This is a genomic window from Streptomyces sp. R-74717, assembly GCF_047305335.1.
Taxonomy (GTDB): Bacteria; Actinomycetota; Actinomycetes; order Streptomycetales; family Streptomycetaceae; genus Streptomyces; species Streptomyces atratus.
The window spans coordinates 6,559,799-6,585,847 of record NZ_CP102361.1 but is presented as its reverse complement, the minus strand read 5'-3'; the positions used below and the strand labels follow the sequence as shown (position 1 = coordinate 6,585,847).

General features: G+C 70.2%; 22 protein-coding genes, 2 tRNA genes and 1 pseudogene. 14 read left to right on the top strand and 11 right to left on the bottom strand.

Annotated features, from left to right (window positions below):
* Positions 1-142: 142 nt before the first annotated feature.
* Positions 143-219: transfer RNA gene (locus NRF20_RS30200), tRNA-Pro, on the bottom strand.
* A gap of 167 nt (positions 220-386) precedes the next feature.
* Between NRF20_RS30200 and NRF20_RS30195 the strand changes: the two genes are divergently transcribed.
* Positions 387-460 (top strand) — tRNA-Gly (locus NRF20_RS30195).
* A 118-nt stretch (positions 461-578) separates the two neighbouring features.
* On the opposite strand, the gene NRF20_RS30190 is transcribed toward NRF20_RS30195, so the two are convergent.
* Positions 579-773, bottom strand: a complete 195-nt coding sequence (locus tag NRF20_RS30190; protein ID WP_266361523.1) for a hypothetical protein — start codon at positions 771-773, stop codon at positions 579-581.
* A gap of 479 nt (positions 774-1,252) precedes the next feature.
* On the opposite strand from NRF20_RS30190, the gene NRF20_RS30185 reads away from it, so the two are divergent.
* Entirely contained in the window at positions 1,253-2,407 is a 1,155-nt protein-coding gene (locus NRF20_RS30185) for an acyltransferase family protein (RefSeq protein WP_398628727.1), read from the top strand.
* A gap of 10 nt (positions 2,408-2,417) precedes the next feature.
* On the opposite strand, the gene NRF20_RS30180 is transcribed toward NRF20_RS30185, so the two are convergent.
* Genes NRF20_RS30180 through NRF20_RS30170 form a run of 3 tightly spaced genes read right to left on the bottom strand, consistent with a single transcriptional unit; the run spans position 2,418 to position 6,253 of the window.
* Positions 2,418-2,924, bottom strand: a complete 507-nt coding sequence (locus tag NRF20_RS30180) for an HD domain-containing protein (protein ID WP_398628728.1) — start codon at positions 2,922-2,924, stop codon at positions 2,418-2,420.
* Between the two features lie 9 nt (positions 2,925-2,933).
* Positions 2,934-5,408 carry an FtsX-like permease family protein gene (locus tag NRF20_RS30175; protein ID WP_413753659.1) on the bottom strand — a complete coding sequence of 825 codons (2,475 nt, stop codon included), beginning with the start codon at positions 5,406-5,408 and terminating at the stop codon, positions 2,934-2,936.
* Positions 5,408-6,253 (bottom strand): ABC transporter ATP-binding protein, encoded by an 846-nt coding sequence (locus NRF20_RS30170; RefSeq protein ID WP_266365599.1) that lies wholly within the window; start codon positions 6,251-6,253, stop codon positions 5,408-5,410. Before NRF20_RS30170 ends, NRF20_RS30175 begins: the two co-directional genes overlap by 1 nt.
* A gap of 316 nt (positions 6,254-6,569) precedes the next feature.
* Between NRF20_RS30170 and NRF20_RS30165 the strand changes: the two genes are divergently transcribed.
* Positions 6,570-7,772: a cation:proton antiporter gene (locus NRF20_RS30165; RefSeq protein ID WP_398628730.1), complete on the top strand. Its 1,203-nt coding sequence runs from the start codon at positions 6,570-6,572 to the stop codon at positions 7,770-7,772.
* A 122-nt stretch (positions 7,773-7,894) separates the two neighbouring features.
* Here the strand turns inward: NRF20_RS30165 and NRF20_RS30160 are convergent, their stop codons facing one another.
* Positions 7,895-9,040 (bottom strand): PP2C family protein-serine/threonine phosphatase, encoded by a 1,146-nt coding sequence (locus NRF20_RS30160; RefSeq protein WP_266361518.1) that lies wholly within the window; start codon positions 9,038-9,040, stop codon positions 7,895-7,897.
* Positions 9,041-9,144: 104 nt separating this feature from the next.
* On the opposite strand from NRF20_RS30160, the gene NRF20_RS30155 reads away from it, so the two are divergent.
* A complete protein-coding gene (locus NRF20_RS30155; RefSeq protein WP_413753658.1) occupies positions 9,145-10,377 on the top strand; it encodes a GNAT family N-acetyltransferase in 1,233 nt (410 codons plus the stop codon).
* 7 nt (positions 10,378-10,384) lie between these two features.
* Here the strand turns inward: NRF20_RS30155 and NRF20_RS30150 are convergent, their stop codons facing one another.
* Both NRF20_RS30150 and NRF20_RS30145 read right to left on the bottom strand, forming a co-directional pair.
* Positions 10,385-11,194 carry an Fpg/Nei family DNA glycosylase gene (locus tag NRF20_RS30150; protein ID WP_413753657.1) on the bottom strand — a complete coding sequence of 270 codons (810 nt, stop codon included), beginning with the start codon at positions 11,192-11,194 and terminating at the stop codon, positions 10,385-10,387.
* A 108-nt stretch (positions 11,195-11,302) separates the two neighbouring features.
* Positions 11,303-11,791 (bottom strand): ribose-5-phosphate isomerase, encoded by a 489-nt coding sequence (locus NRF20_RS30145; RefSeq protein WP_266361515.1) that lies wholly within the window; start codon positions 11,789-11,791, stop codon positions 11,303-11,305.
* A 280-nt stretch (positions 11,792-12,071) separates the two neighbouring features.
* Here NRF20_RS30145 and NRF20_RS30140 point away from each other — a divergent pair, with 280 nt between their 5' ends.
* Both NRF20_RS30140 and NRF20_RS30135 read left to right on the top strand, forming a co-directional pair.
* The gene (locus NRF20_RS30140) at positions 12,072-13,544 is read left to right on the top strand and encodes an amino acid permease (protein WP_398628733.1); all 1,473 of its coding nucleotides are present in this window, start codon (positions 12,072-12,074) and stop codon (positions 13,542-13,544) included.
* 143 nt (positions 13,545-13,687) lie between these two features.
* A pseudogene (locus NRF20_RS30135) lies at positions 13,688-13,993 on the top strand (FAD-binding oxidoreductase); the annotation flags it as partial.
* 116 nt (positions 13,994-14,109) lie between these two features.
* Here the strand turns inward: NRF20_RS30135 and NRF20_RS30130 are convergent.
* On the bottom strand, positions 14,110-14,706 hold the full coding sequence (locus NRF20_RS30130) for a biotin transporter BioY (protein ID WP_266361513.1): 597 nt from the start codon (positions 14,704-14,706) through the stop codon (positions 14,110-14,112).
* 416 nt (positions 14,707-15,122) lie between these two features.
* Here NRF20_RS30130 and NRF20_RS30125 point away from each other — a divergent pair, with 416 nt between their 5' ends.
* Positions 15,123-16,541, top strand: a complete 1,419-nt coding sequence (locus NRF20_RS30125; RefSeq protein ID WP_398628734.1) for an amino acid permease — start codon at positions 15,123-15,125, stop codon at positions 16,539-16,541.
* Here NRF20_RS30125 and NRF20_RS30120 read toward each other — a convergent pair.
* Complete coding sequence (locus tag NRF20_RS30120; protein ID WP_398628735.1) at positions 16,531-17,166, bottom strand: histidine phosphatase family protein; 636 nt, start codon at positions 17,164-17,166, stop codon at positions 16,531-16,533. The two genes, NRF20_RS30125 and NRF20_RS30120, sit on opposite strands and share 11 nt — an antisense overlap.
* Positions 17,163-18,590 carry an FGGY-family carbohydrate kinase gene (locus tag NRF20_RS30115; RefSeq protein ID WP_398628957.1) on the bottom strand — a complete coding sequence of 476 codons (1,428 nt, stop codon included), beginning with the start codon at positions 18,588-18,590 and terminating at the stop codon, positions 17,163-17,165. The genes NRF20_RS30120 and NRF20_RS30115 overlap by 4 nt, the downstream gene beginning before the upstream one ends.
* A gap of 160 nt (positions 18,591-18,750) precedes the next feature.
* On the opposite strand from NRF20_RS30115, the gene NRF20_RS30110 reads away from it, so the two are divergent.
* Genes NRF20_RS30110 through NRF20_RS30080 form a run of 7 tightly spaced genes read left to right on the top strand, consistent with a single transcriptional unit; the run spans position 18,751 to position 26,041 of the window.
* Positions 18,751-20,178 carry an ABC transporter substrate-binding protein gene (locus tag NRF20_RS30110; protein ID WP_398628736.1) on the top strand — a complete coding sequence of 476 codons (1,428 nt, stop codon included), beginning with the start codon at positions 18,751-18,753 and terminating at the stop codon, positions 20,176-20,178.
* A 3-nt stretch (positions 20,179-20,181) separates the two neighbouring features.
* The gene (locus tag NRF20_RS30105) at positions 20,182-21,153 is read left to right on the top strand and encodes a carbohydrate ABC transporter permease (protein ID WP_398628737.1); all 972 of its coding nucleotides are present in this window, start codon (positions 20,182-20,184) and stop codon (positions 21,151-21,153) included.
* Positions 21,150-21,980 carry a carbohydrate ABC transporter permease gene (locus NRF20_RS30100; RefSeq protein WP_413753656.1) on the top strand — a complete coding sequence of 277 codons (831 nt, stop codon included), beginning with the start codon at positions 21,150-21,152 and terminating at the stop codon, positions 21,978-21,980. The genes NRF20_RS30105 and NRF20_RS30100 overlap by 4 nt, the downstream gene beginning before the upstream one ends.
* Positions 21,977-23,119: an ABC transporter ATP-binding protein gene (locus tag NRF20_RS30095; protein ID WP_398628739.1), complete on the top strand. Its 1,143-nt coding sequence runs from the start codon at positions 21,977-21,979 to the stop codon at positions 23,117-23,119. The genes NRF20_RS30100 and NRF20_RS30095 overlap by 4 nt, the downstream gene beginning before the upstream one ends.
* Positions 23,116-23,934 carry a DeoR/GlpR family DNA-binding transcription regulator gene (locus NRF20_RS30090; protein WP_398628740.1) on the top strand — a complete coding sequence of 273 codons (819 nt, stop codon included), beginning with the start codon at positions 23,116-23,118 and terminating at the stop codon, positions 23,932-23,934. Before NRF20_RS30095 ends, NRF20_RS30090 begins: the two co-directional genes overlap by 4 nt.
* The gene (locus tag NRF20_RS30085) at positions 23,931-25,007 is read left to right on the top strand and encodes an ABC transporter ATP-binding protein (RefSeq protein ID WP_398628741.1); all 1,077 of its coding nucleotides are present in this window, start codon (positions 23,931-23,933) and stop codon (positions 25,005-25,007) included. Before NRF20_RS30090 ends, NRF20_RS30085 begins: the two co-directional genes overlap by 4 nt.
* Complete coding sequence (locus tag NRF20_RS30080; protein ID WP_398628742.1) at positions 25,004-26,041, top strand: NAD(P)-dependent oxidoreductase; 1,038 nt, start codon at positions 25,004-25,006, stop codon at positions 26,039-26,041. The genes NRF20_RS30085 and NRF20_RS30080 overlap by 4 nt, the downstream gene beginning before the upstream one ends.
* Positions 26,042-26,049: the final 8 nt, after the last annotated feature.

The following is a 26,049-nucleotide window of genomic DNA, read 5'->3' as shown; positions in this document are numbered from 1 at the left end:
CTTCTTGGGGTTCTGCTCCGCCGCACGGGAGGCGGCTTCGCGGACCGAGCCCGGTACATCAGACACACGGGCACGCATTTTGCATAGTAACGGCAAGGAGACGGACTCCCACAATGCTGCCGGTGGTCTGCGATCTTGCCGATGGTCGGGGTGGCCGGATTCGAACCGACGACCTTCCGCTCCCAAAGCGGACGCGCTACCAAGCTGCGCCACACCCCGTCGGTGCGACACGTAGGGTACATGCAGACGGGCAGTGCATCAGCCGCTTTCCGCGGGCGGCACCGAACGCGACACCGGGTGACCGCAATCGGGTGTGCGGGCAGCGCCCGCGACCCGCTAGGATGCTTCTCGTTGCCGCCGGTCCCCGGACCTGCGGTGCGGTGCTTGCGGGCGTAGCTCAATGGTAGAGCCCTAGTCTTCCAAACTAGCTACGCGGGTTCGATTCCCGTCGCCCGCTCCATGCTTGGGCCCGGTCCGACGAATTCCTCGTCGGACCGGGCCCTTTGCGTTCCGGCTGCGTCCTGCCCGCGTCCTGGCCGGGCCTCTCGCGCCGGAGCGCGGGCGCCGGCCCGGCCGGATCAGAAGGTGATCTGGTTGATGGTCTCCGCTATCGAGTTCATGAACCTGTTTATCGACGGAGCCATGCCGGTCGATGCCAGGAAGAAGCCGAAGAGCACCGCGACGATCGCGGGTCCGGCCTTGATGGAGCCGCCTCGGATCAGGACCACCAGGATGATCGCCAACATCAGCACCACAGACAGTGAAATGGCCACAACTGATCACACCCTTGGTCGGTCCGCCTTGCCGGCCCGGAGGTGTGCGGCCGAGCACTCCTCCGTTCCGTCCATCGTGCCACCAACTCCCCCGTGGTCGCTGCCAGGTGACGGATCGAACGGACGGGATCGCGCCATCCTTGCGCCCCGCGTGCGCCCGGGGGCGCACGGCCGCACAAGGGGTGACACAGGGCCCCGCCAAGGCTCTGCACATCTGCGAGTGACCTGTGAATCAAATAATCACAACAGCTTGCGAATGTGACGGTTCCCATATCCACACACTTCATTCACATGCAATTCCAAGGCTCCAGTGCGATGAAATTCATCCCCCCCAACCGCTTGACGATATGCCCCATTTAAGGGGGATGAAGTCGGGCATAGTGGGCGGTTTTTGGCGGTTTCGCTTTTGATTGGACGCGGACATGCAATATCTCTGGGCGGTTTTACGAATTGCAATCGTGGCGTCTAAGGTGCTTTAGATGTTCCACGCTCCGAACGTATTTCAGAGGGCCCCGCTCCCACCGGCGACCCGGGAGTCGGAGCCCAGACGCCAAGGGACGATGACTGCCACCGCGGCACCCCCCGGACCGGTGGCGAACAAGCCTCCGGCCGCTGCGCAGGCGAAGAAGCGTGACGCCTACTTCGACAACGTCAAATATCTGGCCATCGTGCTCGTCGCGGTGGCGCACTCGTGGGAACCGGTGATGGACGGCAGCCGGACCGCCCGTGCGCTGTACATGGTGGCGTACACCTTTCACATGCCGGCGTTCATCATCATCTCCGGCTATTTCTCCCGCTCGTTCGACATGTCCGCCGCCAAGGTAAAACGCCTGGTCACCGGCGTCGCCGTGCCCTATGTGGTGTTCGAGACGGCGTATTCACTGTTCAAGCGGTACGCGGACGACTCGCCCGATCAGCCGATCAGCCTGACCGACCCCTGGTATCTCACCTGGTTCCTGATCGCGCTGTTCATCTGGCGGATCACCACACCGCTGTGGCAGGCGCTGCGCCATCCACTTCCCGTGGCGCTCTTCATCGCCGTGCTCGCCTCTTTCTCCCCGGCGATCGGTGACGATCTCGATCTCCAGCGTGTTCTGCAGTTCCTGCCGTTCTTCGTGCTGGGACTCCAGCTGAAGCCCGAGCATTTCCAACTGGTCCGCCGGCGTGAGGTGCGGATGCTGGCGCTCCCGCTGTTCGCCGGGGCCCTGCTGTTCGCGTACTGGGCGGCGCCGCGGATGCAGCTGGGCTGGTTCTACCGCAGCAACAGCGCGCCCGAGATGGGCGCCCCGTGGTGGTCCGGTGCCGTGATGACGCTGGCGATGTTCGGCTGTGCGCTGCTGCTCACCATCGGGTTCCTGTCCTGGGTGCCGCGCCGCCACATGTGGTTCACCGTGCTCGGCTCCGGAACGATCTGCGGCTATCTGCTGCACGGATTCCTGATCAAGGGCGCCGGATACGCCGGGGTGTTCGACACCTACGCATGGCTCTCGACGCCCGGCGGCCTGGTCCTCGACTCACTGGTCGCGGCCGGTGCGGTGACGCTGATGTGTACGCCGCCGGTACGGCGGGTGCTGCGCCCGGTGACCGAGCCGGACATGAACTGGGCGTTCCGGCGCGCCGCGTCCAGACTCTGATCCGAGTGGATCAGTCCTTCGCCGTGTTGGCTTGAACCGATTGCTCGACGGGCGATTCGCCCAGGGTGAGCCCGAGCAACCCCCGTACCTGCGCATACTTCTCGGCCAGTCGGGTACGGGTCGCCGGTTCCAGCACGGCGAGGCGGGCCGGGTCGGCGTTGTGTGCCAGGTCGGACTCCTTGATCAGCAGGGCGCCCGGGGTGTCGAGGATGCGCCGGGTGTACGAACCGAGGTCCTCGCCGTCACGTTTGGTGACGGCGAGGACCATGTCCTTGACCTCCTGAGGCAGCGCGGCGCCGGCCAGCCATTCCTCCGACAGCGCGTCGTCCTCGACGGCGTCGTGCAGCCAGGCCGCGGCGATCTGTTCGTCGCTGCCGCCCCTGGTCCGTACCCCCTCGGCGACGGCGGCGAGGTGTTCGGTGTACGGGCGTCCCGCCTTGTCCCGCTGCTCGGCGTGGGCCTCGCGGGCGATCGCCTCGACTTCGGCCAGGGTCAGGTGTGCGTGCGGCTCGGTCATGGTCCGACTCTACGAACGGGCTTCCGTTCCGCGCAGGGCGGCGCGGGCCGGGACGACCATGGCGAGGAGGCCGAGGCCGACGGTCGCGGCGACGAAGCTCCCGTACAGGACCGGCGGGATGTACGGCGACTCGCCGGTCAGGCCCCGCATCATCGGGAAGAGCGTGGCCATGGCGATGCCGGTGCCGAGCGCGGCGCCGGCCACCGTGACCAGCAGCGCCTCCCAGCGGATCATGCCCATGACCTGACTGCGGGTGGAGCCGACCAGGCGCAGCATGGTCAGTTCGCGGCGGCGGTCGAGGACGGTCATCACCAGGGTGTTGACGGCGGCGATCGCGGCGAATCCGCCGAGGACCGCGGCCATGACGGTGTTGGCCCAGGCGTTGAGCTCGCGGTCCTTGTCCTGGGCCGCGGCGTAGCCGGAGGAGTCGGTGACGGTGCCGAGCGCGGTGAGCTTCCGGGCGGCGGCGGGGGTGGCCCGTACCAGGATGTCGGTGGCGTACGGCGAGGTCATGTGGGTCTTCAGGTCGGCCGCGGGGAAGGTGAGGAGGCTGGTGCCGAGGCCGCGTCCGTAGACCGCGACGACCTTCGGGTTCGCCTTGGTGCCATCCGGCAGCCGCAGGGCGAGCCGGTCTCCGGTGCGCAGGTCCGCCGTGTCGGCGAGCGTGGTGTCGACGGCGACGGTCCCGGGCCGCAGACCGGTGAGGGAGCCGGTCCTGACGTCGAGGTCCTGGACCTCGGCGAGCTCCTCGCCGGAGCCGATGACGCCCTGGACGGGGGCGCTCTGCAGCTGCACGCCCCCGCCGCCGGGCACCAGAACGGAGCCGCGGAGCAGCCCGACCGCGGTGGAGACGCCGGGGGTGGCGGCGGCCCGTTCGGTCGCGTCGGAGCCGAGTCCCGCCGGGGCGGTGACGATGTGGTCGGCGGTGATCGCGTCGCGCTGCTGGTGTGCGGTCACCCGTTCCTGGCTGGTCTGCATGAAGACGAGCGTCGACGAGAAGGCCATGGCGAGCACGATCGGGGTGATCGCGGAGGCCAGCCGGCGGGAGTTGGTACGGGAGTTGGCGGCGGCCAGTGAGCCCGACGCGCCGGCGGCGCGCAGCGGGAGGCCGATGACGGCGGCGCAGATCCGGGCGATCACCGGGCCGAGCAGCCCGACCGCGACCATGAAGAGCATGACGACGCCGAGGGCGGCGTTCGCCGAGTCGTCGCCGGACGAGGAGGCCGCGACTCCGGCGAGGACCGCGCCGCCGACGAGGGCGGCGATGCCGAGCGGGGTGCGGATCACGCCGAACGCGGCGCGTTCCACGGCTGTCTGGGCGAGGGCGAGTCCCGGCTTCAGCTTGGCGGGGCGCCGTGCGGCGAGGTAGCCGGCGCCGAGCGCGGTGAGCATGGTGGTGGCGGCCGCGATGGTCAGCGGCAGCCAGGAGATGTGCAGGGCGACGCTGTCGAGGACCGCTCCCCGGTCCTGCAATTGCCCGAACCACCACTTGGCCAGGGCGGCCCCGGGCAGGCAGCCGAGCGCTCCGGCGAGCGGGGCGACGAGCAGGGACTCGGTGGCGATGGTGCGGCGCAGCTGGCGCGGGGTGGCCCCGATGGCGCGCAGCAGGGCGAACTCGCGGCTGCGCTGGCCCACGGAGAGGGCGACCGTGCCGGCGGCGGTGAAGACGGCGACCATGGTGGCGACGCCGCCGAAGGAGAGGCCGAGTCCGAGGAGGAGTTCCTTGGTACCCGCGAGGGCCGGGGTCTCGACGGCACCCCGGTCGTCACCGGTGTGGACCCGGGCGGTCGCGGTGTGGCCGACGGCCTCGCGGACCTGGCCGGCGAGGGTGTCGGTGGCGATGCCGCGGTCGGCGAGCACGGCGATGGCGTCGACCCGGCCGGGGTGGCCGGAGAGCTGTACGGCCTGCCGGTCGGCGAACCAGACGGTGGCGTCGGTGGCGGTGGTGCCCGACACCCGGAACTCCCGTACGCCGGCGGGTGTGTCGAGGGTGACGGTGTCGCCGACCCGGCTCTCGGTGCCGGCCGGGACGACGGCCTCGCCGGTCCGGGGCGCGGTGCCGGTGACCAGCCGCGTGCCGGTGAGGGCGGTGGAGCCCCAGCCGTGCGCGGTGAGGGGGGTGTTGTCGTGTCGTACGGAGTAGCCGACGTCCCCGATCGCGGTGGCCGCGCCGGGTGCCGAGGCGGCCTTCGCCACCAGGGATTCGGGCAGCCGTGCGGTGTCCGGGAGGAGTACGTCGGTCTCCTCCGCGCTGTCGCCGCTGCCGGACTTCAGATGGATCTTCTGGTCGGCGGCGACCACCACGGGGGCCTTCGCGTAGCGGTCCGCGGGTACGGAGGCGCGCAGGCTGGTCTCCGTCAGGATGCCGCAGGCGGAGACGACGGCCGCGGCCAGCAGGAGCGCGACGAAGGTCCCGACGAACGACGAGGGTTTGAAGCGGACGGCCGCGCGGGCGAGGCCGTTCGGGATGTGCGGGGTGAACATCAGGCTGCTGCTCCTGCGTGGGCGGGGGCGGTGCGCGCGGTCAGCGCGGTCATCCGGGCGGCGATCTGTGCGGCGCCGGCGCGCGGCAGGCTGCCGGCGATCGCGCCGTCGGCGAGGAAGAGCACCTGGTCGGCGTAGGCGGCGGCGGCCGGGTCGTGGGTGACCATCACGACGGTGGCGCCGAGGCTGTCCACCGCGTTGCGGAGCAGGGCGAGGATCTCGGCGGCGGTGGTGGTGTCGAGGGCGCCGGTCGGCTCGTCGGCGAAGATCACATCGGGCCGGGTGACCAGGGCGCGGGCGACGGCGACGCGCTGCTGCTGGCCGCCGGAGAGCTGGCCGGGGCGGCGCGCACCCTTGTCGCCGAGGCCGACCCGGGTGAGCATCTCGGCGGCTGCGCGGCGGCTGCGGGCGGAGCCGGTGCGCTGTCCGGCCAGGCGCATGGGCAGGACGACGTTCTGCTCGACCGTGAGGGACGGGAGCAGATTGAAGGCCTGGAAGACGAAGCCGAGGCGGGTGCGGCGCAGCTCGGTGAGCCGGTTCTCGCTCATGCCGGTGATCTCGGTGCCGCCGAGGCGTACGGAGCCTTCGGTGGGGCGGTCGAGTCCGGCCGCGCACTGCAGGAAGGTCGACTTTCCCGAGCCGGAGGGGCCCATGACGGCGGTGAAACTGGCGCGCGGGAGGGCGAGGTCGATGCCCCTCAGGGCGTGGACGGCACAGCCGCCGCGGCCGTACTGCCTGCGGACGCCTCGCAGTTCCACGGCAAGGTCCGAGGGGCCGGGCCCCTGGTGGATGTCCGCCGTGTACTGCCTGTCCTGCGCGCCCTGCTTGGTGCGTCGCAGCCCCATGGTGTCCGCCTTCCGTTGTTCGTCGGCCGGTCGTCCGGCCGATACCTCGAACGTACGGATCACCAGCGGGTCCGGACCATGGCGGCTGCTGGCGGATCGGGGGTGGGGCAAACCCCAGGTGGTTCCGGGGGCAGGCAGACCTCGGGGGCCACCGCGGGGAGCACCCCGGCGGATTCAGAAGGGGTACAGAGGGGGATACAGAGCGGTCATAGTTTCAACGTCAATCGTTCGGTAAACTAATTACTGACGATTTCTTGACGCTCTCTTGACCCATCGAAGGATCAGGCTCATCGGACACGCAGACACGCTCATCGCCATGGGCGGCGCCTTCCTCGCCGCCGCCGTTCTCGCCCGCGTCGGCAGCCGCATCGGACTGCCGACCATCCCCCTGTTCATCCTGGCCGGAATCCTGCTCGGCCCGCACACGCCCGGCATCGTGCTCGTCGCCGACCCGCACGACCTGGAGATGCTCTCGGCACTCGGCCTGGTTCTGCTGCTCTTCTACCTCGGCCTCGAATTCCATCTCGACGACCTCAAGGCCGGCGGCCGCAAGATGGCGCTCGCCGGTGGCACCTATCTCGCCCTGAACGTCGGCGCCGGGCTCGGCTTCGGCTTCGCGCTGGGCTGGGGCACGTCCGAAGCTCTGGTCCTCGCCGGCGTGCTCGGCATCTCGTCGTCGGCCATCGTCACCAAGGTCCTGGTCGACCTGGGCCGTATCGGCAATCCGGAGACCAAACCGATCCTCGGCATCATCGTCGTCGAGGACGTGTTCCTCGCCCTCTATCTGGCCGCCCTCCAGCCGATCCTGTCGGGCGCCGACAGCCTCTCCGCCGCGGCGGTCGACGGCGGAAAGGCCTTCGGCTTCCTGCTGCTGCTCGCCCTGGCCGCCCGGTTCGGCACCAAGGTCATCGGCAAGCTGATCAACACCCGTGACGACGAGCTCCTCGTCATCTCCTTCCTCGGCGCCGCGGTCTTCGTGGCGGGCGTCTCGGAGTGGTTCGGGGTCGCGGACGCGATCGGCGCCTTCATGGTCGGCCTGATGCTCGGCAGTACGTCCTCCGGCACGCGCATTCTCAAGCTGGTCCACCCGCTGCGTGACGCCTTCGGTGCGATCTTCTTCTTCGCCTTCGGCCTCTCCATCAACCCGGGCGATCTGCCGACCGTCCTGTGGCCGGTGCTGGCCGCCGTCGCGGTGACCCTCGCCATGAATGTCCTCGCCGGACTTGCCGCCGCCAAGGTGTACGCGTTCGGCCCGCAGGCCACGGCGAACATCTCCACCACACTGGTGGCCCGTGGCGAGTTCGCCCTGATCCTCGCCACGATGGCGGCGGCCGCGGGGCTGGACGAACGGCTCTCCCCGTTCATCGCCGGATACGTACTCGTCCTCGCGGTCCTCGCACCGCTGGCCGCCGGAAGGTCGCACTGGCTGGCCCGCATCCTGCCGGGCGGGCGAGGCCGGGGTGAAGACAGTGACAGCGGCAGCGGCGCCGGGCATGCCTCGGTCCCGGCCCCGGCCTGAGACGACAGCCGGCGTGTCCGGACTCGGGGGCCCACCTCGCACCCGGACACGTCGACGCCCACGTTCCGGTGACGGACCAATCCCCGTTGACGCATGTCCGGTTCATGCCGTTTGCATATGGTTCAGGATTTGCGCGACAACAGCAGCAGCGCCCGGTCGTCGTTGACGTCCTTGGCGCATGCCTCGATCAGATGCCAGGCCGCGCCCTCGAAACCGGTGGCGACATAGCGGTCGGCCTCACCGGTCAGCCGGTCGATGCCCTCCGCGATATCACGGTCGGACGCCTCCACCAGGCCGTCCGTGAACAGCATCAGCACGTCGCCGGGGGCCAACGAGCCCTTCACCGCGTCGAACTGCGCCCCGTCGTACACCCCGAGCAGCGGGCCCTCCGCGACCTTCTCCTCCCACTGGCCACTGCCCGAGTGGAGCTGCAGGGCCGGCGGGTGACCCGCCGAGAGGAGTTCGTAGTCGCCCGATTCGAGGTCCAGGACCAGATGGATCGAGGTGGCGAAACCCTCGTCCCAGTCCTGGCGCAGCAGATAGCCGTTGGCCGCCGGGAGGAAGCCGTGCGGGGGCAGCGAACCGAGGAGGCCGCCGAAGGCGCCGGACAGCAGCAGGGCGCGGGAGCCCGCGTCCATGCCCTTGCCGGAGACATCGGTGAGTACGGCCTCCAGGGTCCGTCCGCCGTTGGTACGGGCGGCAACGACGAAGTCACCGGAGAAGGACTGACCGCCCGCCGGGCGCAGTGCCATCTCGCGGTGCCAGCCCTGCGGCAGCCGGGGCAGGGCGCTCTGCACCCTGATGCGTTCGCGCAGGTCGAAGAGCATGGTGCCGCCGCGTCGCCACGGCACCCCGACCCTGGCCCGGAACTGGGCGAGGACCAGCCCGAAGAAGCCGCAGGCCGCGACCACCAGGACGATGCCGGGGGTCACCCGGGCCGGGCCGTCGCCGTACGGCCCCAGTGCGACCGACTCCACGATCAGGGCCGTGGCGGCGGTCGCGTACAGGCCCAGCAGGCTGGCCGGCCGCAGCAGCAGGCCGCCCGCGACGATCGGCAGGACGAGCGCGGCCGGTGAGCACCACACCGGATTCATCAGGGTGGCGCAGGTGATGGCCGGAATGGTGAGCAGCAGACCGGCCAGTGCGATCCAGTCCGATCCGTCGCCGCGGAAGTAGTCGACGCCGGATTTGCGCAGCGCGATGCGTGCCCGGTGCGCCGATTTCCGAAATCGGGCCGGGTACGAGTCTGCTCCTGCGCGACGGGCCATTGCGGGGACCTTATCTACCCGGCCGCCTCCGGTGCAGGGGGACCCCGTGACAATGCGTTCGAAATCGGGTCGACCGGGCGCCATGCCCCTGATAGGCATGGCCCATGACTACTGAGCTTCGCGTGTTGCAACCGTCCGAATGGAACCAATGGTTCAAGTGTCTGGAGCTGGCGTTCGGCGGGGACCCGGAGACTCCCGAGGAGCGCGAGCTGTTCGAGCAGCTGACCGAGCACGAGCGGTCACTCGGCATCTGGGACGGTGACGACGTGGTCGGCACGGCGGGGGCGTTCAGCTTCCGGGTCGCGGTGCCGGGCGGGGCGCTGGTGCCCGCCGCCGCGATCACGATGGTGAGCGTCGCATCCACCCACCGCAGGCGCGGGCTGCTGACCTCGATGATGCGCCGGCAGCTGGACGACATCCGCGCGCTGGGCGAGCCGATCGCCGTACTGACGGCCTCGGAACCGGTGATCTACGGCCGGTTCGGCTACGGCGCCGCCTCGCGGCAGATGTCCCTGACGATCGATAAGGACCGGATCCGGCTGGACGTGCCGCCGGGCACGGACGAGGTGCGGCTGCGCCACGCGAAGCCGGACGAGGCGATGGCGGCGTGCGAGAGCGTGTACGAGCAGCTGGTCTCCGGCCGTCCCGGCGTCCCGGCCCACGGGCCCGGCTGGGAGCGCAAGCCCATGGTCGACCCGGTCTCCAGTCGGCAGGGCTCCTCGGCGCAGCAGTGCGTGCTGGCGGAGCGGGACGGGGAGATCGTCGGCAATGTGACGTACCACATCAAGCCGGAGTGGGAGCCGGCCGGCCCCAAGGGCACCGTCGTGGTCAACGACCTGGCCGCCCTGGACCCGGCGGCGTACGCGGCGCTGTGGCGGTTCGTCTTCGACATCGACCTGATGACGACGATCGTGGCCCGGAACCGGCCGGTCGACGACGCGGTGCTGCACCTGGTGTCGGACGTGCGGCGGTGCAACATCCGGGTCCGCGATTCGCTCCATGTGCGCCTGGTGGAGCTGGGGGCGGCGCTGGAGGCCCGGTCGTACCGGGGCCCGCTGGACGTGGTGTTCGAGGTGGAGGACGCGTTCTGCCCCTGGAACGCGGGGCGTTGGCGGCTCACGGCCGACGAGAAGGGCGCCGCTTTGTGCCGGCGGACCGATGACGCGGCCGATCTGGCGCTCTCGGTACGGGAGTTGGGCTCGGCGTATCTGGGCGGCGAGTCGCTGAGTTCGCTGGGGCTGGCCGGGCGGGTACGGGAGCTGCGGGCGGGCGCGCTGGCGGAGGCGTCGCCGGCGTTCCTGTCCGACACGGCGCCGTGGCTGCCGCGGGGGTTCTAGGAGCTCTCTAGGCCTTCTGGCAGCCCGGGCACCAGAAGAGGTTGCGGGCGGCGAGGTCGGCGGTGCGGATCTCGCCGCCGCAGATGTGACAGGCATGCCGGGCCCTGCGGTACACGTACACCTCGCCGCCGTGGTCGTCGACGCGCGGCGGACGCCCCATCGCCTCCGGCATGTGCTCGGGGCGGACCGTGTCGATCCGGTTGTTCCGTACGCCCTCGCGCATCAGCACCACCAGGTCGGCCCAGACCGCGCCCCACTCCGCCCGCGTGAGGTCCCTGCCCAGGCGGTACGGGTCGATCCCGTGCCGGAACAGCACCTCCGCGCGGTAGACGTTGCCGACCCCCGCGATGACCTTCTGGTCCATCAGCAGCGCCGCGACGGTGATACGGCTGCGGGAGATCCGCCGCCAGGCCCGCTCGCCGTCCTCGTCGGTCCGCAGCGGGTCCGGGCCGAGGCGGTCGTGTATCGCGCGCTTCTCGGGGTCGGTGATCAGCGCGCACGTGGTGGGGCCGCGCAGATCCGCGTGGTGGCCGTCGGTCACCAGGCGCAGCCGGACGGTGTCGGTGGGCGGCGGGGCCGGGGTCGTACCGAAGCCGAGCTTGCCGAAGAGACCCAGGTGGATGTGGACCCAGCCGGCGCCCTCGAAACCGAGGAAGAGGTGCTTGCCGTGGGCGTCGACGCCGGTGAACGTGCGGCCGTCCAGCAGCGCGGCGCTGTCGGAGAACTTGCCCTGCGGGCTGCTCACCCGCACCGGCCGCCCGGCGAACCTGTCCCGGTGGTCCGCCGCGAGGCGGTGGATCGTGTGTCCCTCGGGCACGGCGGCGACTCTCCTCGGTGACGTAGGGACGTGGGGACGCGGCGACGGGGTGACGCGGGGAAACGACGGTGCCGCCGGGAGCACCGGCGGCACGGGGGTGGAGGCCGGTCAGCCCTGCTGCGGGTGGTGGGCCGGGATCGGGGGGAGCTCGCCGGTCGTCTCGTACGCCGTCAGCATCTCGATGCGACGGGTGTGACGCTCCTCACCCGAGTACGGAGTGGCGAGGAAGATCTCGACGAACTTGGTGGACTCCTCCACCGAGTGCATCCGGCCACCGATGGCGACCACATTGGCGTTGTTGTGTTCGCGGCCGAGCGCGGCGGTCTGCTCGCTCCAGGCGAGTGCGGCGCGCACGCCCTTGACCTTGTTGGCGGCGATCTGCTCGCCGTTGCCGGAGCCGCCGATCACGATGCCGAGGCTGTCCGGGTCCGCGGCCGTCTTCTCGGCGGCACGCAGGCAGAACGGCGGGTAGTCGTCCTGGGCGTCGTAGACGTGGGGGCCACAGTCGACGGCCTCGTGGCCCTGGGCCGTGAGCCACTCGACGAGGTGGTTCTTGAGTTCATAGCCGGCATGGTCCGAGCCGAGGTACACGCGCATGTTCCGAGTGTGGCACGAGCGTCGCCGGGTAGGCGCCATCGGGGTCGGGACCCTCCGGCCGGGTCCGCCCGGACCGGTCGGCCGGCGGCGGAAGCTGCGTGTGGACTCCATGTGCGGGCCCTGTGTGTGCAACGCCACTCGGGCAACGATCTGGTCAACGATTCGGAAGAGGGGGTTCCGCTTCCACGGTTCGACGAGCTTCAATGCATCACTCGCTGCCGCACCCCACTTCGGCGGCTGGGCACGCACAGCGTGATCCGAAAACGTAAGGATTCGATCCATGACGTCGCAGACGACTCTGGCCGAGCCGGGCCACCAGCCCGGCAAGCCGGACCGGTCGAACGGACCGGACACACCGGGCTCCTCCGACGGTCTCCAGGCAGGTCTCAAGAACCGCCATCTCTCGATGATCGCCATCGGCGGTGTCATCGGCGCGGGCCTCTTCGTGGGTTCCGGCGCAGGCATCGCCGCCGCGGGACCGGCCATCCTCCTGTCGTACGCGCTGGTCGGCCTGATGGTCGTCTTCGTGATGCGGATGCTCGGCGAGATGGCCGCGGCCCGCCCCAGCTCGGGCTCCTTCTCCGCCTACGCCGACCAGGCGCTGGGCCGCTGGGCCGGCTTCTCGATCGGCTGGCTGTACTGGTTCTTCTGGGTCGTGGTGCTCGCCGTCGAAGCCACGGCGGGTGCCAAGATCCTGGAGGGCTGGGTGCCGGGCGTCCCGCAGTGGGCGTGGGCGCTGATCGTGATGGTCGTACTGACCGCGACGAACCTGGTCTCGGTCGGGTCGTACGGCGAGTTCGAGTTCTGGTTCGCCGGGATCAAGGTCGTGGCGATCGGTGCGTTCGTAGTCGTCGGACTGCTCGCCGTCTTCGGGCTGCTGCCCGGCTCGGACAACCCCGGCTCGGGGCTCGCGCATCTCACCGACACCGGCGGGTTCTTCCCCAATGGACCCGGCGCCATCCTCACCGGTGTGCTGATGGTCGTCTTCTCCTTCATGGGCAGCGAGATCGTCACCCTCGCCGCCGGCGAGTCCGAGAACCCGCAGCGCGCCGTCCAGAAGGCCACCAACAGCGTGATCTGGCGGATCGCCGTCTTCTACCTGGGCTCGATCTTCGTCGTGCTCACCCTGCTGCCGTGGAACGACCCCTCGATCCTGAAGGAGGGCAGCTATGTGGCCGCCCTCAACTCCATCGGCATTCCGCACGCCGGTCAGGTGATGGACGTCATCGTGCTGACGGCCGTGCTGTCCTGCCTCAACTCGGGCCTCTACACCGCCTCTCGGATGGCCTTCTCGCTCGGCGGCCGCGGGGACGCGCCGAAGGCATTCGCCCGGGTGAACAAGCGGGGCGTGCCGCAGGCGGCCATCCTGTCGTCCGTCGTGTTCGGCTTCGTCGCCGTGTTCTTCAACTACCAGTGGCCCGACACCGTCTTCCAGTTCCTGCTGAACTCCTCCGGCGCGGTCGCCCTCTTCGTCTGGCTGGTCATCTGCTTCACCCAGCTGCGGATGCGCGGCATGATCCTGCGCGAGTCGCCGGAGAAGCTGGTCGTACGGATGTGGCTCTTCCCGTATCTGACCTGGGCGACCATCGCGATGATCTCGTTCGTCCTGGTCTACATGCTGACCGACGACAGCGGACGCGAGCAGGTGCTGCTCTCGCTGCTCGTCGCGGCCGTTGTGGTGACGATCTCGCTGGTCCGTGAGGTCCGGAACCGCAAGAACCGCACCGCTGTGGAAACCCCCAGCAATACCTGACGGCCGATGTCAGGTTTAGCGAGAAGGCTCTCCGTCGCAACGCCACCGAGCGAGCGAACGGAGAGCCTTCTCATGTCTTGTGCCCCTGCCCAGGTCCCTGCCGATGTCCCGGCCGATTTCGGGACCGGCTTTCAGGCCTCGCCATCCGCCCCGACCTCGTCCTCGATGCCGCCCACGCCGATGACGTACGGACCGCCGTGGCCGACGCCGTCGGGCGCGGCCTCCCGGTCCACGTCCACGCCACCGGCCACGGGCTGCCCGGGGCCGTCGAGGGCGGGGTACCGATCAGCACCCGCCGGATGGACTCCGTCGAGGTCGACCCGGTGCACCGCACCGCCCGAATCGGCGCGGGCGTCACCTGGGGCCGGGTCATCGAGGCCGCCGCACCGCCCGGACTCGCCCCGCTGAACGGCTCTTCCCCGGGTGTCGGCGCCGTCTCCACTGAACTTCTCCTTCGGCGGCGGGGACCGCACCGACGGCTTCCACGACGCGCGGACATGGAAGAGGCTCGCCGGTCTGGTGTCGCGTCACGACCCGGCGAGCCTCTTCGGAGGGAGCTACGGCATCAGCCGCGACGGCCGATGAGCTTCCAGGAAGCGGGCAGCGCGCCCATCGCCAGTGCCGCCTTCAGCGCGTCGCCGAGCAGGAACGGCACCAGGCCGGCCGCGATCGCGGCGCTCGCCGACATGCCGGTGGACAGCGCCAGGTACGGGACGCCGACCGCGTAGATGATCGCGGAGCCGACCACCATCGTGCCCGCGGTGCGCAGCACGGAGCGGTCTCCGCCGCGGCGGGCGAGGCCGCCGACCACGGTGGCGGCGAGCAGCATGCCGAGGACGTAGCCGAACGACGGGAAGCCCACTCCGGAGGTGCCCTCGGAGAACCACGGCATGCCCGCCATGCCGACGAGCGTGTACACGGCGAGGGAGAGGAAGCCACGGCGGGCGCCGAGCGCGGTGCCGACGAGGAGCGCGGCGAACGTCTGGCCGGTGACCGGGACCGGGGAGCCGGGGACCGGGACGGCGATCTGGGCGGCGATACCGGTGAGCGCGGCGCCACCGAGGACCAGGGCCGTGTCGACGGCGTAACGGTGCCTGGCGGCGGGCAGCAGGTCGGCAAGGACCGCTCCGGTACGGGCAGGGGCGGCGGCAGCAGTGCTCATCGGGACTCCGCGGGGTGAGGGCAGGTGGGGACAGACTGAGGCTGACGTTAGCCCAAGGGTTAACGCTCGATCACCATCAGTGGCCCACAAAGCGGTGGTTGAGGCATTGGTGGGGTTCACACAAAGGGGCTTGCGCAATCACAGGACGGCGTGACGCTCGTCACTGAGGTGGGTGCGGATCGGCTCATATTTTGCCGGGAGAGACCATCGGGACAGACTGTAGGTTCCTGCCAAAACCGTCCAGGAACCGTCCAGGGTCCGCCGGGCGACCGCACCGGCCGTCGCCGCGTGCCCGGGTGTGCACCTTGTGTGAGCATCGTGCCCGTATAGCGGACAGCGGTTCCCTGTGAACGGGGTGCGTGTTCAGACTGTGCGCGCACGTCCCCCCACGTCTCACTACCGAACAGAGCTTGTCCATGTCTCGGAATTCCGCGTCTCCCCCCACCGGCTCCCCGGTCGCCGTCTCCGACGCCAAGACCGATTCGGCGCTCACCCACGGGCTCAAGCAGCGCCATCTTTCGATGATCGCCCTCGGCGGTGTCATCGGCGCCGGACTCTTCGTCGGCTCGGGCGCGGGTATCGCCGCCGCGGGCCCGTCGATCATCATCGCGTACGCCGTCTCCGGGCTGCTGGTCATGCTCGTGATGCGGATGCTCGGCGAGATGTCGGCCGCGAACCCGGCCTCCGGTTCCTTCTCCGTCCATGCGGAGCGGGCGATAGGGCCGTGGGCGGGGTTCACCGTGGGCTGGGCGTTCTGGGTGCTGCTCTGTGTCGCCGTCGGCCTGGAAGGCATCGGCGCGGCGAAGATCGTCACCGGCTGGCTGCCCGGTACGCCGGAGTGGGCCTGGGTCGCGCTGTTCATGGTGGTCTTCCTCGGCACGAACCTGGCCTCGGTGAAGAAGTTCGGCGAGTTCGAGTTCTGGTTCGCCGCCCTCAAGGTCGTGGCGATCACGCTCTTCCTGGTCCTGGGTGTGCTGGCGATCCTCGGTGTGCTGCCCGGTACGGACGCCCCCGGCACCACCAACCTCAAGGGCGAGGGCGGCTTCATGCCGAACGGCGCCGAGGGCCTGGTGATCGGACTGCTCGCCTCCGTCTTCGCGTACGGCGGTCTGGAGACCGTCACCATCGCAGCGGCCGAGTCCGAGAACCCGGTGCAGGGTGTCGCCAAGGCCGTGCGGACGGCGATGTGGCGGATCGCGCTCTTCTACGTCGGCTCGATGGCGGTCATCGTCACGCTGGTCCCGTGGGACGACCCGAAGGTCGTGGAGGTCGGCCCGTTCTACGCGGCCCTGGACCACCTCGGCATCAGCGGCGCCGCGGAGATCATGAACGTGGTCATCCTGGTCGCCCTGCTCTCCGCGATGAACGCCAACATCTACGGCGCCTCGCGCATGGCCTGTTCGCTGGTCGCCCGTGGCCAGGGCCCCAAGCGGCTCGGCAGGATCTCCTCGGGCGTCCCGCGCACGGCCGTCCTGGTCTCGTCCGTGTTCGGCTTCCTGTGCGTGCTGCTCAGCTACTGGCGTCCCGACGACGTCTTCCCGTGGCTGCTCAACATGATCGGCGCGGTGATCCTCGTCGTCTGGATCTTCATCGCCCTCTCCCAGCTGATCCTCCGCGACCGGCTGGAGCGCGAGGCCCCGGAGAAGCTCGTCGTACGGATGTGGTTCTTCCCGGTCCTGACGGTGGTGGCGCTCCTGGCGATGCTCGGCATCTTCGTCCTGATGCTGCGCGAGCCGGACACCCGTGACCAGTTGATGGCGTCCGGCGTCCTGACCGTCGTACTGGCGGCCATCGGTGTCGTACGGCAGCGGCGGTCCGTGGCCGTCAGGGGCTGACGTCCGGTGCGCACGGCACATTGAGGGAGAACAGCGCACCGCCCTTCTCCCCGATCCGCACCTCGCTCAGGGCCGTGTTCCGCAGCCGCGGGAAGACCCGGCGGTAGGCGCCCAGCGGAATCGACAGCAGTTCGCACAGCACGAGCCGCAGCAGTGTGTTGTGCGCGACGACCAGGACCCGCTGCCCCGGGTGCCCGTCCGCGATCCGGCGCAGCGCCATCGCCCCCCGGGCCGCCGCCGACCGGGGGTCCTCGGCACCGGGGAAGGGGTGGGCCACCGGGTCGGCGCGGTACTCCCGGGCCCGCTCCGGGTGTTCGGCCGCGAACTCCGCCAGGGTGCGCCCCTCCACCTCGCCGAAGTCGCATTCGCGCAGGTCGTGTTCGCGCCGGGGGACGAGACCGAGCGCCCGGCACGCGGGCTCTGCCGTGTCGATCGCGCGCGTGAGCGTCGACGTCCAGATCGCGTCGACCGGGTGCCGGGCCGCCCACTCGCCCAGCTGCCCGGCCTGGCGGCGTCCTTCGTCGGTGAGGGCGATGTCACTGACCCCGGCGTAGCGGTTCTCCGCATGCCAGACGGTCTGACCGTGGCGGGCGAGCAGCAGGGTGGCGCTCGGACGGGCGGTCATGGTTTCTCCGTTCGGGTACGGGCGTGGGCGGCGACCGGGCCGGGGAGCCAGTCGCGTCGCTCCAGTTCGTCCACCAGCGTGAGGTACGACTCGGTGTACCACGCCGTACGCACCGGATGCGGGCGCAGCACGTGCCGCAGTCGCACCATCCGGCCCGCCGCCGCCTGCAGCGTGGGCGTGGCCCGCGCCCCGTACGCGGCGAGGACGGCCATGCCGAGCGCCGGTTCGCTGTACTGCGGGATGTACACGGGCCGGCCCAGGATGTCGGCGCGCAGCCGGCTCCAGTAGCCACTGCGAACCGCGCCGCCGGTGAAGGTGAGCCGGCCGTACAGCGGGGCGCCGAGCAGGTCGAGGTAGTCGAGGCAGAGCCGTTCGACCAGGCCCACACCGGTCAGCAGGGCCGCCCAGTGCTCGGCGTCGGTGGCGGGCTCGCCGAGCAGGAACCCGGTGGCCTCCGGCACGACGAAGGGGAAGCGTTCACCCGTGGCCACCAGCGGATACGCCACCACACGCGCCGGCTCGTGCTCGCGGGCGAGCGCGTCCATGCGGGCCGGGTCCGCGTCCGGGAAGGCGGTGGCCAGTGCCCCGCCGCCGACCCCCGAGGCCCCACCCGGCAGCCAGCTCCCGTCCGGAGCACGATGGCTGTAGACCACCCCGGCCCGGTCCACGACCGGCGACGAGGTGACCCCCTTGAGGACCAGCGTCGTACCGAGCACCGAATTCCAGGAGCCCACGGTGAGTGCACCGGAGGCGATCTGCGCCGCGCACCCGTCCGTCATCCCGGCCACCAGGAGCGTGCCCGCCGGAATCCCGGTCTCCTCCGCCGCCGCCCGCCCCACCTCGCCGATCCGCCGGCCGGGCCGCACCACGTCCGGGAACAGCCCGTCCGGCAGGCCCAGTTCGCCGAACCTCCGGTGCGGCCAGGCGTCCCGCTCCAGGTCGTAGCCGGTCTTCAGAGCGTGGCTGGAGTCGGTGGGCAGAGGGGTTCCGGCGAGCCGCGCCAGGACCAGATCGGCCTGATGCATGACGCGTACGGCCTCGCCCGCGCCTCGCCCGTACTCCCGCAGCAGCCACATCACCTTGGGCAGCGCCCAGCTCGGCGGGGTCCGGGCCCTGGCCGCCTCGGTCACGGCGCGCCCGTCGTCGTACATCACCCCCGGGGTCAGCGGCCGTCCCTCCCGGTCGCCGAGAAGAACGGTGCCGGAGGTGGCGCAGACGGCGAGCGCACGCGGTGCCGGGCAGTCGCGCAGTGCCTGGCGGCTGGCCACGCACACGGCCGTCCACCAGTCGAGGGGCCGCTGCTCGTGCCGTACACCGTCGCGTCTGCCCGCGAGCGGGGCGGAGCCGCTGCCGAGTATCTCGCCGCGGTCTCCCGCCACCACCGCACGGACGCTCTGCGTGCCGAGATCGATGCCCATCCACATATCGGCCCTCTCTGTGAACTTCTCACTCTGCACCGAGAATTTCCGTTGCGCGAGGGATTGACGGCCAACTTCCGTTGTTCCAAGCTCTGTTAACCAGTCGACTCAACGTGTGAATGGGCACCGCCCCCACTCGTCTCCGGCCGGACCGTGGAGGTCACGGATGGACATGGACGCGCACGACCGGCGACGGTTCCTCGCCATCGGCGCGGCGGCGGCCGCGTCCGCCGCCCCGCTGCTCACCGCCTGCGGCGCGGGCTTCGGCGGTGACAACAGCAAGGGCGGCGGCTCCGCGGCCGACGATGTCACCGGCTCCTTCGACTGGAAGCGGGCCAAGGGCAGGACGGTCAAGGCGCTGCTCAACAAGCATCCGTACACCGATGCCCTGATCGCCGATCTGAAGGCGTTCACCGAGAAGACCGGCATCAAGGTCGAGTACGACGTCTTCCCCGAGGACAACTACTTCGACAAGCTCACCGTCGACCTCTCCAGCGGACGCGCCTCCTACGACGTGTTCATGCTCGGCGCATACATGGTGTGGCAGTACGGCCCGCCGGGCTGGCTGGAGGATCTCGGCCCTTGGATGCGCAACTCCTCGGCGACCGGGGCCGAATGGGACCAGGCGGACTTCTTCCCCAATCTCCTCTCGGCGGACCAGTGGTCGCTGAAGGCGGGCGCCCCGCTCGGGCAGGGCGGACAGTACGCGCTGCCGTGGGGCTGGGAGACCAATGTCGTCGCGTACAACACCGAGGTGTTCGAGAAGCTCGGCCTGAAGCCCGCCGAGACCTTCGACGAGCTGCGCGAGGTGGCCGGGGCCATCACCCGCCGGGCGCCGGGTGCGGGCTTCGACGGGATGTACGGGGTCGCGGTGCGCGGCTCGCGCAGCTGGGCGACGATCCACCCGGGCTTCATGACGATGTACGCCCGCAACGGGCTGAAGGACTTCACCGTCGAGGGCGGGAAGGTGAAGCCCGCGATGAACTCCCCGGAGGCGATCGCGTTCACCCGGGACTGGGCGGAGATGGTCAAGAAGGGCGGGCCGCCGTCCTGGACCTCGTACACCTGGTACCAGTGCTCCAGCGACCTCGGCGCGAAGAAGGCGGGGATGCTCTTCGACGCCGACACCGCCGCCTATTTCCAGGCGGTGAAAGGGGCCTCCCCGGCGTCCGGGAAGATCGCCTTCCACCCCGGCCCCAAGGGCCCCGACGGCTCGCTCGCCACGAACATGTGGATCTGGTCGCTCGGCATGAACGCCAGGAGCCGCAACAAGTCCGCGGCCTGGCTGTTCCTCCAGTGGGCGACCGGCAAGGAGCATCTGCGCAAGGGTGCGATCGAGTACAACCACATCGACCCGGTACGGAAGTCGGTCAGCCAGGACCCCGCGTACAAGGCCAAGATGCGGGCCATCCCCGGCTTCATCGAGACGTTCGAGACGGTCGTCGACCGGACGGAGATCCAGTTCACCCCGCAGGAGCAGTTCTTCGACGCGACGACCAGCTGGGCCGCCGCGCTCCAGGAGATCTACGGCGGGAAGAATGCCTCGTCCGTACTGAACTCTCTGGCCGGCGACCTGGCGTCGAAGGTCGGCTGACCGATGCCAGGACGCGCGTCGCCCGTGCTGGAGGCCGACCACGGGGCGGCCTCCGGCACAGGGGCCGGGAAGCGGGCGGTGCGGGCGGTACCGGCATGGCGCCGCTCGCTGCGGCCGTACCTGCTGATCGTGCCCGCGCTGCTGCTGACCGGCGGCATCCTCTATCCGTTCGGACTCGGCCTCTACTACACGGTGTTCGACTTCGCGGCGAGCAAACCGCAGCCGGACCTGGTGGGCATCGAGAACTACCGGCGGATCTTCACCCAGTCCTCGTTCTGGGACTCGGCACGGGTGACGGTGGCGTACGCGCTCGGCGCGGCGGCCGTCGAAACGGTGCTCGGGGTGGCCGTGGCCCTGCTGCTGCACCGGGCGAGCTTCGTCGGGCGGGTGCTGGAGAAGATCCTGATCCTGCCGCTGATGATCGCGCCGGTGATCGCCGCGATCATGTGGAAGCTGATGCTCCAGCCGTCGGTCGGTGTCATCAACCACCTCCTGGAACCGTTCGGCCTCGGCGGTGTGCAGTGGACGGACACCCCGACGGGCGCCCTGCTGTCGTCGATCGCCGTGGACGTGTGGGTCTACACACCGTTCGTCGCGATCCTCGCGCTGGCCGGTCTGCGCTCGCTGCCCGCCTCGCCCTTCGAGGCTGCGGCCGTCGACGGGGCGGGCTGGTGGTTCACCTTCCGGCGCCTCACCCTGCCGATGCTGTGGCCGTACGTCCTGGTGGCCGTGATCTTCCGGTTCATGGACTCGCTGAAGGTCTTCGACATCATCTACGCGCTGACCGAGGGCGGCCCCGGCGACTCGACGATGGTGCTCCAGATCCGGGCCTATCTGGAGGCGATCCGCTTCCAGCGCTACTCGTTCGGGATCAGTTACATGATCGCGCTCTGGGCCGTGGTCTACCTGGTCACGATGGTGCTGGTGCGCTATCTCGGCCGGATCCAGAACCGGGCGGCGGAGGTGCCGGGGTGAAGCGCAGGGTGCTCGCCGTCGCCGCCGACCTGGCGCTGATCCTCTACTTCGTCTTCGCACTGTTCCCGGTCGCCTGGATGCTGATCCTGTCGCTGAAGCCGGCGAACGAGCTGTTCAGCACGTACTTCTCGTTCACCCCGACCTTCGACTCCTACCGCACGGTCCTCGGCGCCGGTGACGACCAGGGCGTGCCGTTCGTGCGGTTCTTCGTGAACAGCCTGGTCGTGTCCGTGGGCGCGGTCACGCTGTCGCTGGTGATCGGTCTGCCCGCCGCGTACGCCGCCGCGCGGTGGCGGTTCCGCGGCTCGGAGAACCTGATGTTCACCCTTCTCTCGTTCCGCTTCGCCCCCGAACTCACCGTCATCATCCCGCTGTTCGTGCTCTACCAGAAGCTCGGACTCTTCGATACGTATGTCGGCATGGTGTGGGTGCTGCAGCTGGTGACCCTCCCGTTGATCGTCTGGATCATGCGGTCGTACTTCTCCGACCTGTCCCCCGAGCTGGAGCAGGCGGCGCTGCTGGACGGCTACACCCGCAAGCAGGCGTTCTTCAAGGTCGCGCTGCCGCTGGTGAAGCCGGGGATCGCGGCCGTCTCGCTGCTGGCGTTCATCTTCGCGTGGAACAACTTCGTCTTCCCGCTGATCCTCACCTCGTCGAACGCGCAGACGGTGACGGTCGGCGCGCTGTCCTTCCTCGGCGGCGACCGGCCCAAGTACAACCTGACCGCCGCGGCGGCCCTGGTCTCGGTGGTCCCGCCGTTGCTGCTGGCGCTCACCATCCAGCGCTACCTGGTGCGCGGTCTGTCGTTCGGGGCGGTGAAGTCGTGACCGGCCCCGCAGCCATCGCCCTGCGTTCCGTGCACAAGAGGTACGGGAAGAACACCGCGCTCGACGGCCTGGACCTGGAGGTGGCCGAGGGCGAGTTCTTCTGTCTGCTCGGCCCGTCCGGCGCCGGGAAGACGACCACGCTCAAGACGATCGCGGGCCTGGAGCAGCCGGATTCCGGCGCGGTCGAGCTGGGCGGGGTGGACATGGCGGGCGTGGAGCCGTACGACCGGGGCGTGGCCATGTGCTTCGAGTCGTACGCCCTGTATCCGCACCGCACCGCGTACGACAATCTCGCGTCCCCGCTCCGCTCGCCGCGCCACCGCCTCCCCGCCCACGAGGCGCGCGAGCGGATCGGGGATATTGCCGAACTCCTCGGTATCGGGGCCCTGCTGGACCGTCCGGTGGGCCGGCTCTCCAACGGTCAGCGGCAGCGGGTGGCGCTCGGCCGGGTGCTGGTGCGGCCGGCCCGGGCGTTCCTGCTCGACGAGCCGCTGTCGCATCTCGACGCGAAACTGCGGCAGGCGATGCGCGCGGAACTGAGGGCGATCGGCTCGGTCCGGCACACGACCACGCTGTACGTCACCCATGACTCGGTGGAGGCGCTGGCGCTCGGGGACCGGATCGGGGTGATCAGGGACGGCCGCACGGTGCAGACCGGCACCCGCGAGGAGCTGTGGCACCGCCCGTACGACACCTTCGTCGCCCGGTCCTTCGGCAGACCCCGGATCAATCTGCTGCCGGGCACGGTGACGACCGAGGGACACTTCCGGTCGCCGGACGGGGCGTACGAGCTGCCGCTGACGGTGTCCGCACCGCCGGGCACCGCGGTCCAACTGGGCGTACGGCCGAGGGACATCGGTCTCCTGGGGCCCGGCGAGGGCTCAGGCGTGGAGCCGGCCGGCACCGGCAGGGGCCCGGCCCTGGAGCTGACCGGCACCGTTCACGTCACCGAGCTGCTGGGCCGGGCCACCGAGGTCACGGTCAGAATCGGCGGGCAGCAGCTGTCCCTCGTCGTCCCGCGCGCCGACGCGGCGGGCCTGAGACCCGACCGTCCGGTCCGGCTCTCCGTACCGCCTGAGAGTCTGCTGCTGTTCGAGGCCGACCGGCCGGCACGTCCAGGACGAAGGATCAGCACGTGAGCAACGTTCCACAGCGGGGCCCCGCCCCGCGCCAGGCATCCATAGCCGAGTACGTCCTCGCGCAGGGCGAGGTGAGCGCCGCCGAACTGGCGGAGCGTTTCGACGTCAGCCTGATGACCATCCACCGCGATCTGGACGAGCTCGAACGACAGGGCATCGTCCGCAAGTTCCGCGGCGGTGTCACCGCCCAGCCCTCCGGCGTCTTCGAGTCGAACGTCTCCTACCGGCTGAAGACGATGCGCGCCGAGAAGGCCGCCGTCGCCGAACGGGCCCTGCAGCTCATCGAGCCGGGCATGGCGGTGATGCTCGACGATTCGACATCCACGCTGGAGATCGCGCGCAGGCTGCGCTCCATCACTCCGCTGACCGTCGTCACCAACTTCCTCGAAGCGATCAACCTGCTGTCGCAGGAGCGTGGCATCCATCTGATGGGCCTCGGCGGCGACTTCGATCCGCTGCACTCCTCGTTCCTCGGCGTCTCGTGCGTGGAGGCGGTGCAGTCGCTCCAGGTCGACATCTGTTTCACCTCCACCTCCGCAGTGTCCGGCGGTTACGCCTACCACCAGGAGCAGCACATCGTCTCCGTCAAGCGGGCGATGCTCGACTCGGCGAGCCGCAATGTGCTGCTGCTCGACCACACCAAGCTGGGCCGGGTGGCCCTGCACCGGCTCGCCCCGCTCTCCCGCTTCGATCTGCTGCTGGTCGACGACGGGGCGTCAGACCGGGCACTGCGCGAACTCGACGAGCACAAGGTGCCCTACGAGGTCTGCGGCACCGGCCGGGAACCCGGAACGGGAGGCGGCGATGACGGGTGACTGAACTGACCCTGCGCGCACTGCGCAAGACCTACACCGGACGCGGCCGGGCCGCCGTCGAAGCTGTCCGCTCCATCGACATCGAGCTGCGCTCCGGCGAGCTGCTGGGGCTGCTCGGCCCGTCCGGCTGCGGCAAGTCCACAACGTTGCGGATGATCGCCGGACTGGAGTCGGTCACCGACGGCGACATCCTCATCGGCGGCTCGTCCGTGGTGCCGCTCCCGGCCCAACAGCGCAACATCGGGGTGGCGTTCGAGAACTACGCCCTGTATCCGCCGCTGACCGTCGCGGAGAATCTCGGCTTCGGACTCTCCGCCCGGCGCCGGTACGGGCGGGCCGAGATCCGCCGCCGGGTCGCCGACATGGCTGAGCGCATCGGGATCACGGACCTCCTGGGCGCCCGGCCTGCCGGACTCTCCAGTGGCCAGAAGCAGCGGGTCGCCCTGGCCCGCGCCCTGATCCGCACCCCCGACGTGCTGCTCCTCGACGAACCGCTCTCCCATCTGGACGCGGCCCAACGGGACACCACCCGGCGTGAGTTGAAACGCATTCAGCGGGACAGCGGCCACACCACCATCCTCGTCACGCACGACCAGGAGGAGGCGCTGTCGCTCGCCGACCGGATCGCGGTGATGCGGGACGGCGAGATCCAGCAGCTCGGCACGCCCGAGGAGATCTACGACGCCCCGGTGAATCTGTTCGTCGCCGACTTCGTCGGGGAACCGGCGATCAATCTGCTGCCGGGGACGGCCGACGGGGCGGGCGGGGTGCGCCTCTCGGACTCCGTGCGCATCCCCGTACCGCAGCGGCCCGCGGCGGGGCGCGCGGTGGTGCTCGGCATCCGCCCGGAAGACCTGCGCCTGGACGGCACGGGTGTACGGGCCCGGGTCGCCGCCCATGAACCCCTGCTGGAATCCGGCATCGCCACGCTCTCGCTCGACGGGGTGACGAAGCCGCTGGTCGTCGTGACGGGTCCGGAGGTGCGGCTCGACCGGGACGACACCGTACGCATCACCGCCGATCCCCGGCACATCCATGTCTTCGACGCCCGGACAGGAGACGCTCTGCGATGACCCGCCCCATGACGGTCCGCCCCGCGACGAGGATTCTGATCGCCGGTGACCATTTCGTCCGCAACTCCCTGATCGCCGAGGCCCTGCACCACGCTCTCTGCCCGGAGCCCCATCTCACCGAACTCACCCTCCCCTGGCCCCTGGAGCCCTTCGGCAAGGTCGCCGAGGTCGACGAGGCGAGCGACGCCGAGGACGCGCTGATCCACGCCCTGGACGGGGTCGAGGTGTGCGTGACGCAGATGGGCCCGTTCACGGAACGGGTCCTGGCCGCCGCACCCGATCTGCGGCTGGTCGTGGTCTGCCGGGGCGGCCCGGTCAATGTGAACGCGGCCGCGGCACGGGCCCGGGGTGTGCGGGTGTGCTTCGCGCCCGGACGCAATGCGGCGGCGACCGCCGAATTCACCGTGGGGCTGATGCTCTGTGCCCTGCGCCGCATCCCCGAGGCCCACCGCTCCCTCGCCGCCGACGGCCGCTGGGACGCCTCCCACTACACGTACGAGAACTGCGGCCTGGAGCTGGAGGACACCCCCGTCGGCCTGATCGGTTACGGCGCGGTCGGCAGCCGGGTGGCCCGGGTCCTCTCCGCGTTCGGCGCCGAGGTCGAGGTGTACGACCCGTATGTGCGCGGCGATGTCCACGGCATGCGCGCCACCTCTCTGGAGGCGCTCCTGGACCGCTCCCGCGTCCTCACCCTGCACGCAAGGCTCACCCCGGAGACCCGGCATCTCATCGGCGCCCGCGAACTGGCCCAGCTGCCGCGCGGCACGGTCCTCGTGAACGCGGCCCGGGGCGGGCTGCTGGACACGGACGCGCTGTGCGACGCCCTGGACTCGGGGCAGTTGCGGGCCGCGGCGCTCGACACGTACGAGCAGGAGCCGCCCCCGCCCACGTCACGGCTCTTCCGCACCCCGCATCTGCTGATGACCCCGCATGTGGCGGGCGCCAGCCGGTCGGTCGCGCAGAAGGCGGCCCGGATCGCCGCGGCCGAGGTGGCGCGCTATGTGCGGGGCGAACCGCTCGCCCACGCACTGTGAGGGGAGCC